The organism is Acinetobacter sp. 24-47-39 (assembly GCF_056783825.1).
Genome location: NZ_JBWYIP010000001.1, coordinates 112,350 through 126,448 on the forward strand (window position 1 = coordinate 112,350; position 14,099 = coordinate 126,448).

The 14,099-nt window shown below is 37.3% G+C and carries 13 protein-coding genes and 3 tRNA genes; 8 read left to right on the plus strand and 8 right to left on the minus strand.

Annotated features, from left to right (window positions below; translation table 11 throughout):
• Positions 1–7 precede the first annotated feature (7 nt).
• Positions 8–880 carry an ATP-binding protein gene (locus tag AC1M9C_RS00535; protein ID WP_481586969.1) on the minus strand — a complete coding sequence of 291 codons (873 nt, stop codon included), beginning with the start codon at positions 878–880 and terminating at the stop codon, positions 8–10.
• Between the two features lie 205 nt (positions 881–1,085).
• Between AC1M9C_RS00535 and AC1M9C_RS00540 the strand changes: the two genes are divergently transcribed.
• From AC1M9C_RS00540 to AC1M9C_RS00560, 5 genes are all read left to right on the plus strand, one after another.
• Entirely contained in the window at positions 1,086–2,630 is a 1,545-nt protein-coding gene (locus AC1M9C_RS00540) for a DUF3336 domain-containing protein (RefSeq protein ID WP_481586970.1), read from the plus strand.
• On the plus strand, positions 2,575–3,423 hold the full coding sequence (locus AC1M9C_RS00545) for a protein kinase domain-containing protein (RefSeq protein WP_481586971.1): 849 nt from the start codon (positions 2,575–2,577) through the stop codon (positions 3,421–3,423). The genes AC1M9C_RS00540 and AC1M9C_RS00545 overlap by 56 nt, the downstream gene beginning before the upstream one ends.
• Before the next feature lie 108 nt (positions 3,424–3,531).
• A tRNA-Leu gene (locus tag AC1M9C_RS00550) sits at positions 3,532–3,616 on the plus strand.
• Positions 3,617–3,654: 38 nt separating this feature from the next.
• Positions 3,655–3,728: transfer RNA gene (locus tag AC1M9C_RS00555), tRNA-Trp, on the plus strand.
• Between the two features lie 38 nt (positions 3,729–3,766).
• Positions 3,767–3,851, plus strand: a tRNA-Leu gene (locus AC1M9C_RS00560).
• Between the two features lie 161 nt (positions 3,852–4,012).
• On the opposite strand, the gene AC1M9C_RS00565 is transcribed toward AC1M9C_RS00560, so the two are convergent.
• Positions 4,013–4,216: a hypothetical protein gene (locus tag AC1M9C_RS00565; protein WP_035267651.1), complete on the minus strand. Its 204-nt coding sequence runs from the start codon at positions 4,214–4,216 to the stop codon at positions 4,013–4,015.
• Between the two features lie 255 nt (positions 4,217–4,471).
• The gene (gene gloB, locus AC1M9C_RS00570) at positions 4,472–5,203 is read right to left on the minus strand and encodes a hydroxyacylglutathione hydrolase (RefSeq protein WP_481586972.1); all 732 of its coding nucleotides are present in this window, start codon (positions 5,201–5,203) and stop codon (positions 4,472–4,474) included.
• A 225-nt stretch (positions 5,204–5,428) separates the two neighbouring features.
• On the opposite strand from gloB, the gene AC1M9C_RS00575 reads away from it, so the two are divergent.
• Positions 5,429–5,815: a DUF4951 domain-containing protein gene (locus AC1M9C_RS00575; RefSeq protein WP_481586973.1), complete on the plus strand. Its 387-nt coding sequence runs from the start codon at positions 5,429–5,431 to the stop codon at positions 5,813–5,815.
• A gap of 40 nt (positions 5,816–5,855) precedes the next feature.
• Here the strand turns inward: AC1M9C_RS00575 and AC1M9C_RS00580 are convergent, their stop codons facing one another.
• From AC1M9C_RS00580 to AC1M9C_RS00595, 4 genes are all read right to left on the minus strand, one after another.
• A complete protein-coding gene (locus tag AC1M9C_RS00580) occupies positions 5,856–6,551 on the minus strand; it encodes a methionine ABC transporter permease (RefSeq protein ID WP_035267644.1) in 696 nt (231 codons plus the stop codon).
• Positions 6,548–7,573, minus strand: coding sequence for a methionine ABC transporter ATP-binding protein (locus tag AC1M9C_RS00585; RefSeq protein WP_481953002.1), 1,026 nt, complete (start codon positions 7,571–7,573; stop codon positions 6,548–6,550). Before AC1M9C_RS00585 ends, AC1M9C_RS00580 begins: the two co-directional genes overlap by 4 nt.
• A gap of 71 nt (positions 7,574–7,644) precedes the next feature.
• Positions 7,645–8,514: a MetQ/NlpA family ABC transporter substrate-binding protein gene (locus AC1M9C_RS00590; protein ID WP_035267639.1), complete on the minus strand. Its 870-nt coding sequence runs from the start codon at positions 8,512–8,514 to the stop codon at positions 7,645–7,647.
• Between the two features lie 363 nt (positions 8,515–8,877).
• The gene (locus AC1M9C_RS00595) at positions 8,878–9,960 is read right to left on the minus strand and encodes an AraC family transcriptional regulator (RefSeq protein WP_481953003.1); all 1,083 of its coding nucleotides are present in this window, start codon (positions 9,958–9,960) and stop codon (positions 8,878–8,880) included.
• Between the two features lie 219 nt (positions 9,961–10,179).
• Between AC1M9C_RS00595 and AC1M9C_RS00600 the strand changes: the two genes are divergently transcribed.
• Both AC1M9C_RS00600 and AC1M9C_RS00605 read left to right on the plus strand, forming a co-directional pair.
• Positions 10,180–11,595, plus strand: coding sequence for a cytochrome P450 (locus AC1M9C_RS00600; RefSeq protein WP_481953004.1), 1,416 nt, complete (start codon positions 10,180–10,182; stop codon positions 11,593–11,595).
• Between the two features lie 253 nt (positions 11,596–11,848).
• Entirely contained in the window at positions 11,849–12,718 is an 870-nt protein-coding gene (locus AC1M9C_RS00605) for an FRG domain-containing protein (RefSeq protein WP_481953005.1), read from the plus strand.
• A gap of 45 nt (positions 12,719–12,763) precedes the next feature.
• Here the strand turns inward: AC1M9C_RS00605 and purD are convergent, their stop codons facing one another.
• Entirely contained in the window at positions 12,764–14,047 is a 1,284-nt protein-coding gene (gene purD / locus AC1M9C_RS00610; RefSeq protein WP_481953006.1) for a phosphoribosylamine--glycine ligase, read from the minus strand.
• Positions 14,048–14,099: the final 52 nt, after the last annotated feature.

A 14,099-nucleotide genomic window follows, 5' to 3' on the forward strand; every position in this document is an offset into this window, starting at 1 on the left:
TAAATGCTTAATCACGCTTTAATTGAGTAGAGCCGATCCAATGTTTTGAAAATTGGAATGCAGAACGACCTGAGCGTTGACCTCTGGCTTGGCACCAACGTAGCGCTTCAGCACGTACTTCAGGTGTCATTTCAATATCAGATTTTTTTAAGTAGTGCTCTACAATCTCTAAATAAAGATTTTGATCCATCGGGTAGAATGAAAGCCAAAGACCAAAACGATCAGACAATGAGATTTTTTCTTCGATCGCTTCTTGCGGATGTAATTCAGTATATTGAGGCACGTCCACTTTAGTGATCGGGGTGTTTTCATGCATAAATTCTGGGAGTAGATGGCGGCGGTTACTGGTCGCATAAATAATAAAGTTGCCAGAACCTGACTCTAGTGAACCATCTAACACACTTTTTAAGCTACGATAATTTTCGTCTTCAGCATTAAAGGCTAAGTCATCGCAATAGACGATAAATTTTTCAGAACGACCTTCAATAATTTTTTGTATTTCTGGTAGGTCTGACAGATCATCACGCTCAATTTCAATGATGCGTAAACCACGGTCAGCATATTTAGACAGTAAAGATCTCACAATAGATGATTTTCCGGTTCCACGAGATCCTGTCAATAAAATATCGTTTGCAGGTAAGCCTTGTAAAAATTGTTCAGTGTTTTGCAGTATTTTTTCTTTTTGTTTTTCGATACCTTTTAGATCATCAAGATGAATCATTTTAGGTTTTTGAATGGCGATTAACCGTTTATTTTGCCATTTGTATCCTAGTGCTGAGAAATCAATTTCCTGACTCGGTTCAGATAATGTGTGATTAAGTTGGTCAATAAGTTGAGAAATTTTTGTTAACAGTTGATCTGGTAGTTCTAGAGTCGCCATAGGTATTCGTGAAATACAATTCAATAAAATCAAGTTTAATCTACATGATGACGACAGCGATGTGAACTGATCTAAGGGATAAATCTATGATGACTGGTCGATACAAGAAATAAATTTTATTAAGTTGATTATTTTGTGCTTTTTTTGCATAGTTTAAAAACTGAACAAAACTAATTGAACTAATAAAAATCAAAGGACTAGCTCAATGATTTTAGGCACTCGTAGTCAAATTAATCCGCATCAAGCGTATCGAATTAAAAAAATGCAACATGAGCTTGAACGTGCGGAGAGCTATGAAGAGTGGAAAGACATTGCCTTAAAGCTGGATGAGGAGACGGGCGCTCAGGAATGGAAGTTTGATAATACTTCACCCTATTTTGATGCTGAAATTATATCGCATCGTTTAAATCTCTTACGCCGTTACAAGCTGAATCATCGTGTAATTGATCTTATCTATATTTTGCGAGAAGGCCTGAGTCATGATGTCGCTAATATTGGTCATCCTATGCTGTTCACACAAACATATATTGGCACTAAAAAACTTATTGAGGACTATATTGAAGAGGTTTCACAGAGTTTAATTTATATCGCTTCAGATGAATGTTCGGGTTTGACGCATCAAGAAAAATTCGATTTTTTTAAAAATTGTCAACTGACCTATGGTCAACCAGCAATGATGTTTTCTGGTGGGGCCTCATTAGGTTTGTTTCATACAGGCGTGTGTAAGGCGCTGATGGAACAAGATTTGATGCCGAAAGTTTTATCAGGTTCGAGTGCTGGTGCGTTAATGACGGCGATGTTAGGCGTTTCTGATCAAAAAGATATTGATCAGCTGCTGACAGGAGAGAGCTTTTATAGTGAAGCATTCCATTTCAGAAGTTTCAAAGAGTTGCTTAGAGGAAATGGTGGTATTGCTGATGTGCGATATCTTAAGAAATTTTTAGTGGAAAATTTAGGGGACTTAACGTTTCAAGAAGCGTATGAAAAGTCTGGGCTTGATATCAATATCAGTGTCGCACCTTATGATGTCGCTCAGGAAGATGCTCGTATCATGAACAAATATACTGCACCAGATTTACTGGTGTGGAGTGCAGTTTTGGCATCATGTGCGGTTCCCATCTTATTTCCTCCAGTTCGACTGACCAGTAAGCGTTATGATGGGGTGCATACACCATACTTGGCAAGTATTCGTTGGGTGGATGGCAGTGTGAGAAGTGATTTTCCACAAGAGAAAATGGCTCGTCTTTACAATATTAATTACACCATTGCCAGTCAGGTGAATCCACATATTGTGCCATTCATGCAAAGTGATGCGGAACGTTTTAGAACAGATCTGCTCAGCTGGCCGCAACGTTTAGTGCGTAAACATGGTAAAACGATTGCGATGGATGTCATGAATTTCACTCGTGACCGAATGGGCAGTGTGCCGACGATTAGACGACTATTGGATCACGGTTATGGTATTGTTGATCAGCGTTATTATGGGGATTTAAATATTGTAGGTAATTATAGTCTGCGACATTATCATTATATGTTACAAAATCCGCGACCTCATTTGTTTAAAGTCCTTCAAAGAGAAGGGGAACGGGCAACTTGGTCAAAACTGTCCAGTATTGAAACACATGCGCGTATAGGAAAAACCATTGAACATTGTTTGGATATGCTGACGCAACTGAAACAGCAAAATGAATCTCTTGAAAAACAATCTACAGTGGCAAACCATTCAGCCTCTGCTCAGGCAACCAGTTAATTCTCAACAAAGTCAGCAGTATGGTCGTCTAATTTATTGTATCGAAATAGACGACCAAACGTATTGGGTTAAGCGACAACAGCAGGGTATCAGTTCACAGCATGAGCAGTGGTTCGACAATGAGATAAAACACTACCAATCACTCAGTACTGGCTCTTCAAAGATCTTAGTGCCGTTTGAGATCGTGTATGACGAAAACAGTAGATTCAATACACCTACATCAAAACATGATTCTTCATCATTGATTCTGATTGAAAATGCGGCGCCGCTATTTGAAGTAGAAAATTCTGTGAATACTCAAATGCAGACATCTCGACAAAATGAGTTTTCAAATGTGGTCAATTTATTATTACAAAGTTTAGATGCATTACTATTGATTCATGAGCAAGGATTGGTTCATGCAGATCTCAAAAGAGAACATTTTAGAATATTGAATGGTCAACCCAAATTAATTGATTTTGAACAGATGTTTCACTTTGAGTGCCATCCTCAAGTTTCTACGCATGGAACACCAAGGTATATGGCGCCTGAGTTGTTTCATGGTGAATTAAAATCACAAGCATCTGATATATATGCACTCGGCATTATTTGGTTGGAATGGTTAAATCAGTACTCAATCCGTAAAAAAAGCTATATGGATTGGGCAAAATGGCATTGTCAGCAATTAAAAGTTGAAATTATTAAGCCTTTTTCTGACTTAACACCAGTACTCCAGCAGATGTTGATGAAAAATAAATCACAAAGATTGGACAATATTTATCAATTAAAACAGATATTAAGCGAATTTGTCTAAAGAAAAACCAGTAAAATGGATAATTGTTTTATATTTAGTCAAACAATAAGGTTTTTCAAAAAAAGGGCTTGTCATGAGATAATGATCTCTATAATATACACAGCCATCGGGGACGTGGCGAAATTGGTAGACGCACTGGATTTAGGTTCCAGCGCCGCAAGGTGTGAGAGTTCGAGTCTCTCCGTCCCCACCAAGTAATTTACTAGGTGGAACGACCGAAGTAGGTGAAATAGAGGATTGGTGTAATGGTAGCATGACGGTCTCCAAAACCGTTCGTCAAGGTTCGAATCCTTGATCCTCTGCCAAGTTTTATGAAGCTCACTAATATGATTGAGTATTCAAAGGGGACGTGGCGAAATTGGTAGACGCACTGGATTTAGGTTCCAGCGCCGCAAGGTGTGAGAGTTCGAGTCTCTCCGTCCCCACCATATTAAGGCAAGGTTTGATACCTTGCTTTTTTATTGCCTATATTTTTATATAAAAACAGACTGAAAACTGAAATATATAAATATAAAAAATCGCCTACAAAGAGGCGATGTTAATATTTAGATGATCTATTTAGTATTCATTCCGTTGAATTAAGCTGAAATTAAGCCTTTAAGTGATCCTCGAATTCTTCACCTAATTGCATTGCCAGAGTATTTCCAGATAAGTCACATGTCACTAAACCATATTCTTTTTTAAAGCTGAAAGTGAAGCCTTGGTTATCCTTTAAATTTCGAACGGAATAACCTAATTTTTCTAACCAAATTCTGAATGCAATTAAATTTTTTGCTTTGACCACTTTCTTCATGAGACAACTCCTTTGACTAATGAAATATTAATAAGGTTAATGATGGTCTTTTTAAAGGGCTTGACCATAAATTAATGTAAATTTATTGTAATTTAATAAAAATGTATATATTTCATGCGATTGAAAGAAAAAATTTGATCAATTTTTTATGAAGTGTTGAAGTAAAGAATAGAAAATTTTATCTGAAAGGGATAAAAAACTGAGCGAATGTCGCTCAGTAATAAACATCTGTAATTTGAATAGATAATGCTAAATTTAGAAATTATCTTTCATTTCCCGAATACGTTTAAATTCTTCAGCACTGTTGACGCGCAAGAAAGGATTGGTCTCAAGTTCAATTTCAATGGTGGAAGGTAAGGTTATTTGATTTTGATCTCGAAGTTTCTGAACTTGCTCAAATCGTTCTTGCAGTGCCTTATTCTCAGGTTCTACATGTAAAGCGAATTGGGCATTTGAGAGCGTGTATTCATGGGTACAGTAGACTTGAGTTCTTGGAGGGAGCGCTGACAGTCGGTTAAGTGATTGATACATTTGTTCAGCAGTTCCTTCAAAAAGGCGTCCGCATCCCATTGCAAATAAGGTATCTCCGCAGAATAAACTGTCGATTTCATCTGCAAATATTGCGATATGACCTAAGGTGTGGCCAGGAACAGCGATGACGTCAAGCTTTAAGTCATTAAAATAAAATTCATCATCATGATTGAGTGGACAACTGATAAATGGAATTTTAGATAATTCTTCGCGTGGACCATAAACTTCAATATTTTTTTCCGCGATTAACTCTGGTACACCACCAATATGGTCTTTATGCCAGTGGGTAAGCCATATTTGCTTAAGTGTTAAACCATTCGAGTCACAATAGTTGACCACCAAATTGGCTTCTGTAGGGTCTATCACTGCAATTTCTTGGGTTTCAGTATCTTCAATAATCCATATATAGTTTTGTAGCGCATTGTTAACATCAATTACGCGAACTTGATAACGCATCCTAAACGATCCTAAAGCATGTGACTTATTTGATCTCATCCTAGATCAAGCTTATCAAATTGTAAAATTCACCCAAATTTTAAACAGCGATGTATTGTAAATATTGATTTCGAATTTGATGAGGTGCATTGTTGTTAGCTTAAGATTATCTGATCTGATGAACTAATTTCGAGTAAAAAGTAAATGATGATAAAAGTGAGATTGAGTGCTTGCATCAGCGCAGTGATGAGTTCGATTGTTCTTGTTGGTTGTATGCAGAACTCTCAAGTTGGTCAACTGCAAAAGTCTCAGTTATACGAGCGTCCAAGCAGCTGTAAGGTCAATGAGACAATCGAACGTAAAGCGGTTCCTCAAACACCTAACCAAATGAGCCTTCCGAGTTTTGGGCAAGGGGTTATCGGTTGGGCAACAGGTCCAGAAGGTGCTCAAGCACGCTTAGAAAGTGTATCTAAGCAAGACATCCATCAGTTTAAAGCTCAAGGTGTTAGTTTGGAAATGATACGCGATTGGCAAGCGTTTTATAAGCATGAAGCAAAGCGTAATCCATGCAATCCAACTGCGCCGTTACGTGCGCAATTAATGGAAAAAATCGCTTCACTTTGGATGGATTGATATTAAAAAAGATCTCATTTGAGATCTTTTTTTAAATTTACTATCGCATTTTGGCGAGTTTTTCACCTGTCATTTGCACCAATTGAACTAATACTAAAAGCACAATAACAGTGAGTATAACGACACTGGTATCAAAGCGTTGATAACCATAGGAGATCGCAAGATCACCAATGCCACCTGCACCGACAGCGCCAGCCATGGCTGTTGCACCAATTAAGCTGATTGCAGCTGTAGTTAAATTGAGAATGAGGGAACTGCGTGCCTCAGGTAGAATAAATTTGAAAATAATTTGTAGGGGTGTTGCGCCCATAGCTTGCGCTGATTCCACGATACCTTCGTTGACTTCAAGGAGTGAAGTTTCAACAAGACGACCAATATAAGGTCCTACATAAATGGTTAAAGGAACAATAGCTGCCCATGTCCCAATAGAAGTACCCACAATCATTTTTGTCAGTGGAATAACCGCGATCAGGAGGATAATAAACGGGAGGGAACGTAATGCATTCACAATAGGGTTTAATCCATAGTAAATCACACGATTGGCTAAAATCCCGTTTGGTCGTGTAACAAGTAGGGTTATTCCTTGAATTAAACCCCAAATCGTACCGAATAGCATTGCAAAGAAAACCATATGGAAGGTTTCTTGTAGGGCTGTCACAAATTGATCAATTGAAAGCGAGCTTTTCCAAAAAGGTTCAGTAATTTCTGTTAGCCATTGAACAATCATATCTCTCATGCACGTACTCCTGATTGCTCAACTTTAACGCCATGTTGTTGGAAAAAGCTGATGGTTTCTTGAATAATGTCTGGATCACCCAGTAATTGCACAAACATTTGCCCAATTACAGCGCCATTAATTTCGGTCATATTGGCAAATAAAATATTGAGACTAATATCAAATCGTTTAATGGCAGCTTGTACAACAGTTTCTTGGGCCGAAGTACCTAAGAACTGCAAGCTATAAATACTGTGGTGATTTTGATTTTCTAAGTTATTTAAAATATTGATAGGTAATTGCTGCTGTAAAACAGTTTGAATAAATGTTTTGGTCGTCGAGTGTTGAGGTTGACTAAAGATATCGAGAGTACTGCCGTGTTCAATCACTTTGCCTTGTTCCATAACTGCAACAAAGTCGCAAATCGACTCAATAACATCCATTTCATGCGTAACCATAACAATGGTGATTCCTTGCTCTTGATTGATTTTTTTCAAAAGGGCAAGTACAGACTTTGTCGTTTGAGGATCAAGCGCTGATGTTGCTTCGTCACAGAGTAGAATTTTTGGATGATTGGCAAGTGCCCGAGCGATACCTACACGCTGTTTTTGACCACCAGAAAGCTCATCTGGAAAAGCATCGCGTTTATGTTTTAAATCGATAAACTCAAGTAGCTCATCTAAGCGTTTTAGACGCTCAGCTTTACTCCAGCCAAGAAGTTTCATTGGCATTTCAATATTGGCTGCAACGGTTTTGGTTTGTAATAAATTGAAATGTTGGAAAATCATACCAATATTGGCGCGTTCTTGACGTAATTTTGAAGCGCTCAAAGCAGTAAAATCTTGACCGTGGATGATCATTTGACCTTGATTGGGTCTTTCTAGTAAATTGATCAAACGGATCAGTGTACTTTTACCTGCACCACTATAGCCTATAATTCCGAAGATACTTCCATCTGGAATCGTCAGATTAATATTGTCTAAGGCGTGAATAGTTTGGCCTTTGAGCTGATAATGTTTACTAATATTTTTAAATTCAATCATAACGTCAAGAACTATTAAAAATGAAAAACAGGCAAATTAAATTTGCCTGTTAAAAATACAGAAGTCTAGAATTATTGAGCTTCTGTGAGATATGTCGTTGGTTTATCAACATTAACTTTAGTGCCACCAAAGTTTTCTTTCACATATTGCTTAACCGCATCTGTATGATATAGCTGACCTACCTTTTGCAATACAGGATCATTCTGACGGCCTTCAGCTACAGCCAGTACATTCACATTCATTTTTGTACTTTGATCGATTGGCTCGTAGTAGATCGCATCTTTTAATACGTTCAGACCACCTTCCATTGCTAAGGTGTTGCCTAATACAATGGCGTCCACTTCATCTTTCACACGTACCGCAGTTGCCATTTGAATCGGTTTGATGGTGATCTGTTTAGGATTCTCAGTTACATCAGAAGTTGTGCCTTTGACATTGTCAAATTGAGGTTTTAACTTTACTAAACCAGCAGATTGCAATAATAAAAGGGCACGTGATTCATTAGCACCATCGTTTGGAATTGCAATGGTCGAACCTGTTTTGAAATCATTTAGATTTTTAACTTTGCTTGAGTAAATCCCCATTGGCTCAAGATAAGTCGTAGATAATGGCGCAATTTTTTGAGTATTAGCATCATTGTATGCAACCATATATGCATATGATTGGAAGGCATTGATATCAATCTCTTTATTGGCTACCGCAGTGTTCATTGAAACATAATCAGTAAAGTTTTTAACATCTAACTTTAAACCTGCAGCTTCAGTTTCTGGCAATTTAGCAATGAACTTCCAGATATCTGCATCTGAACCTGTAGAAGCGATTGTAATGGTTTGAACTGAATCTTTATTCGTGTTGTTTGCAGCGGTTTCTGGAGCATCTTGTTTTGAGCATCCAGCGATACCCACTGATAGGCCCAAAACTAAACCAAGAATTTTCTTCATGATATTTCCTGAGTATGTTGAAACAATCTTCAACTTACATATGCAGTGAGGTGAATAGTGAAATGAACTGTCCTTGTTTAAAGAGCATTTCAACCTATTCATCTGTTAGAGATAATTCGATATTTAGCTATCAATTATTTAAGCATTGATAACAAAAAAGTTGGTTGATGATAACAATTTTTTTTTATTCAATATAGTGATGTTAATGAACTAGCTTAGCATAAAGCGTCATATACAATTTATGAGAATTTATAAATAAACTTTAAATATCATACTTATAATTTGAGTGTTTCAAATTAGAAAGACCCGTTACCAGCCGAACACCTTATAATGATTTAATATATCAATATGAAAAATATGGATTTAATTTAATTTAGAAATTTGCTTGGTAAGATCATTATTGTATTTCTGCCGATATTGGCTAGGGGGCATACCAAACCAACGCTTGAATGCTCGTCTGAAATTTGAGGCATCGTGATAATTAAGAAGCATACCAATTGTTTCAATCGTGAGTTGCGTATGCTCAAGAAAATAAGCACTTTGCTGTGCAAGAACTTGATCTTTGACTTCTTTAAAGGTTAAACCTTCTTTTTCTAAATGACGAGCTAAGGTTCGTTTGCTCATGAATAATGAAGAGGCAATCTCAGATTCATTTTTGGGATCTGATAAATGCTCAATCAGTATTTTTTTGACACGAAACTGATAAGTATTTTGGGGTGTAAGAAGCTCCTTAAGTACATTTTCACATTGTTTTTTTGCAATGAGATAGTTCTCCTGACTTGCTGAAGCATTCGGGATTTTACACACAGATAAAGGTATCTGAATGCCATCAAAAGATTGTGAAAATGCGAAATCACATTGAAAAATTTTTGTATAAGCAGCGTGGTAAGCAGGTTTAGGATAGCTAAAAAGCAACTTCGCCTCAGTTAATGGCTTACCTAAAATAAATTCAGCACACTCTTTAAATACCACCATGCAAGACTCGATCATGCTTTGATATACAAGGGTGGAGCAATCGATATTAAATTGAATTTTACAATTCATCTGCTGATCACGCTTTTCGAGAATGACTTCTGCAAATCCAATCCGAGTAGGTAGATAATGTTGAATCGCTTCAAGTGCAGCATAGAGGTTTGGGCAACTGTGCATCAAAAAGCCCATTGCGCCATGAGTCGTTGGTTTAAGGCGATGTCCAAGTTCTAAACCGAAGTCGGGAACATCTGCCATGTTCAATGCATTGTCAAATATACGAATAAAATCAGATGCTGAAATCCGGGAATCTTCCTGTTGAATAAATTCAGCAGTCAGAGATGTGCCATTCAATAAAGTTGGGAATACACGCAGCCCACCTCCCAATTGTTGCGCAATAATTCTGACATATGCGCAGGGAATCAATGCCCGAATTGCATTATCGTCCTGATTGCTATGTTCTATTCCTTTAGACATCATACTCAAGTCCAGATAGCGTGATATTGATCTTTCTTAAATCTAGCCTCATTAGAGCTGCTAATTTGAATTAAAAGAATGTCAAAAAATGACTTATTAATGTCAAAAAATGACCTGATTGTGTATTTTTTAAATTCTATGCTCAAACACAGATCATCAGCTTAATGGAATAAAGGCTGAATATAAATTTAAAGATGAGATCACATAGGACACATTGTCATGAATAATTTAGTCAAAAAAATGAATGCTGTTCGAGTAGATTTGGTGAATTTTAGCGCTCGCTATATTCCCTTAGAAAATCACATCAAAGCTGCCCATGTATACCATAAATTAAAAAGTAGCCTATTTAAGAATCCTGATTTTGATCACATTCAAGAAATTCAACTTCCAGATCCAAATGTTTGCCCCTTACAAGAGCTTGATGTCAGTAGCCCTTTTTTATACAAGCAAGGTGTATGGAAGGATACTTTTAAGCGATTACGGAAAGATGCGCCGATACATTATCAATCAAACAGTTTATTTGGTCCTTTTTGGTCGATGACACAGTACGAAGATGTCATGTACGTTGATAAAAATCATCAGCTCTTCTCTTCAGAACCGATCATTATGTTGGGTGAGCAACCGCAAGGTTTAGAACTTGAAATGTTTATTGCGATGGATCCACCGAAGCATGATATTCAGCGTAAAGCTGTGCAGGGGGTTTTTGTACCTAAAAACTTAAAAGACATGGAAAGCTTGATTCGGAAACGTACCCAAGACGTACTTGATCACTTGCCTTTAAATGAAGCTTTTGACTTTGTAGATCGAGTATCAATTGAGCTGACTTCAAGAATGTTGGCGACATTGCTAGATTTCCCTTACGAAGAACGAAGTAAATTGGTGTATTGGTCTGAAATTGCATCTTCATCGCCAGGTACGACAGGCGGTACGATGACCATTGAAAATACTTTTGATGGTTTAAAAGAGATGGTGAGAGATTTGTCACAACTTTGGCATGATAAGGCTGCACGTATAGAAGCAGGTGAGGCTTCAAGCTTTGACTTGATGAGTATGCTTATTCGGAGTGATGAGACAAAGGATCTGATTCAGCGGCCATTAGAGTTTCTGGGGAATTTGGCATTATTAATCGTAGGCGGGAATGATACGACTCGTAACTCGATGTCGGGCGGGGTTTATGCAATGCATTTGTTCCCTCAGGAATTAGACAAGCTGAAGAATAATCCTGATCTGTTGCCTAATATGGTTAGTGAGATTATTCGTTGGCAGACACCATTGGCGTATATGCGCCGTGTAGCGACTCAAGATCTAATTTATAAAGGTCAGTATATCCGTAAAGGTGACAAAGTTGTTATGTGGTATGCGTCTGCTAACCGTGATGAAACTGTGTTTGAAAATGCGGATGAATTTCGTATTGATCGTGAAAATGTGAAAAAACATCTATCATTTGGTTATGGAATTCATCGCTGTATGGGTAGTCGTTTAGCTGAGATGCAATTGACCATTCTTTGGGAGGAGATTCTCAAACGTTATGACAGAATTGAAGTGCTTGAAGAACCTGAAATTGTTCAGTCTAATTTTGTTCGTGGGTATTCTAAGATGATGGTAAAGCTGCATCCAAAGTCAGAATCTAAATAGTCCAAAATCCCTCATATTAGATGAGGGATGTTTTTATGTGCCGTGAAAAGAGATAGGATTTGATCATAAATTATAACTCAAGCATCTACATACATTTGGATAAATGGGTCGGTGTCAGCATCTTACCATTGGTAAAGGAATAGGAGCGAAAGCTCAATTTTAATATTCTTGTAGAATTTAAGTCTGCAAAAGCAAACAATTTATCTGTATCATAAATTTTTCCACATAAAAATAATTTTTCGTTGAGATTTATATGTCTAAAGCGCAAATAGGTGTTGCAGAAATTTTAAAAAAGCTAAATGACTATGATTTGATTTCTAATGATCATGCAATCTTTTTTAGAGGACATTCAAATAAAGACTATAAGCTTGAGCCCTATATTTATCGAGATAAAATTATAAAGAATGAGCATATTATTTTTAAAGAGCTGTTACTTAGATGCCCACAGGATTTTGAACATTGTAAAACAACCTTTGAATTTCTAGTAAAAATGCAACATTATTCGCTACCTACACGGTTATTAGATATAACCACTAATCCGTTAATTGCCTTATATTTTGCATGTCAATCTAAGTCAAAAAATGATGGTGAGCTGATTGTTTTTAAAGTACCTAAATCATCTATCAAATATTATGACAGTGATACTGTTAGTATCTTATCTAATTTAAGCCGTATTTCTTACGATTTTAGGATACCTTCGAATATAGATACAGATTTAATTTTTCTCGATGATGGGTATAAGGAAATGTGTGTAGAGTTTAATTCCCAATACCATGTTAAAAAATTAGTTTATGAAATTCAGAGTGAAAAACCTCATTTCGAGCCACGCATAGAGCCAGATGTTCTCTCTAATGTTTTATGTGTGAAACCTAAAATGGATAATCAACGTGTAATTAGACAAGATAGTGCATTTTTTCTATTTGGTATTAATAATTTTAAAAAAGATAAACCTGCAAAATTAAATGATAGTTTAATTTTGACTAATGATAAAAAAATAATTATTCCGCATAGTGATAAAGCAAGGATTATTGATCAACTTGAAATTTTAGGCATTACAGAGGCAACAATCTTTCCTGAAATTGAAAAAGTGGCGAGCTATATTAAGCGAATATATAGTAAATAAATAAAAACCCCGCACTCAGCGGGGTTTTATTAATTAATATATAGGTTAAGCATTTTCACGCGCAATTGCGCGGTAACCAATATCTTTACGGTATTGAACGCCGTCAAAAGTCACTTTTTTGCAAAGCTCTAAAGCTTTTGCTTGTGCTTCACCAATGGTATTGCCAAGTGCAGTCACACAAAGTACACGACCACCAGCAGTTACGATATCACCATTCTCATTGGCTTTCGTACCTGCATGGAACACTTTCGCATCTGCCATTTCCGTATCTAAACCAGAAATCACATCGCCATTGCTAGATGTTTCAGGGTAGCCACGTGATGCAAGTACGATACCAACCGTTTTACGCTCATCCCATTCAGCTTCTGCAGGAAGTTTACCTTCAATACCTGCTTCAACTAAATCAACTAAAGATGATTTTAAACGCATCATAATTGGTTGAGTTTCAGGGTCACCAAAACGACAGTTAAACTCGATCACTTTAGGCTGACCTTGTTCATCAATCATCAAACCTGCGTATAAGAAACCTGTATAAACGTGCCCGTCTTTTTTCATACCTTCAACCGTAGGACGCATCACTTCATTCATGGTTTTTTCAAAAACTTCAGCCGTTACAACAGGAGCAGGAGAGTAAGCACCCATACCGCCCGTGTTTGGACCTTGGTCACCTTCAAAGATACGTTTATGATCTTGTGAAGTTGCCATTGGTAAAATGTTGTCGCCATCAATCATACAAATGAAAGATGCTTCTTCACCTGCCAAGAATTCTTCAATGACAACGCGTGAACCTGCATCACCAAATTTGTTGCCAGCAAGCATGTCGTCAATCGCATCAAACGCTTCTTGATTGGTCATCGCAACGATCACGCCTTTACCTGCAGCAAGACCATCGGCCTTGATCACGATTGGCGCGCCATTTTTCTCAACAAATGCTTTTGCTGCATCGACTTCTGTAAATACATCATAAAAAGCAGTTGGGATGTTGTGGCGTTTTAAGAAATGCTTAGCAAATGCTTTAGAGCCTTCAAGTTGCGCAGCAAATTGGGTTGGACCCCAAATTTTCACACCTGCTTCACGACACGCATCTACAACACCATTTACAAGTGGTGCTTCAGGACCGACAACAATCAGATCCACGGCATTATTTTTTGCAAAGTCGATAATGGCAGGGTTATCTAAAATGTTAAGTGCTACATTTTCACATTTTGTTTCTGTTGCTGTGCCTGCATTACCCGGTGCAACAAAAACTTTAGCTACTTTTTCATCTTGAGCGATTTTCCATGCTAACGCATGTTCACGACCGCCATTACCCAAAACTAAAATATTCATCGGTTCATACTCCATGAATCGAAAATGACATAAAGTCCTCAACTAAATGAAT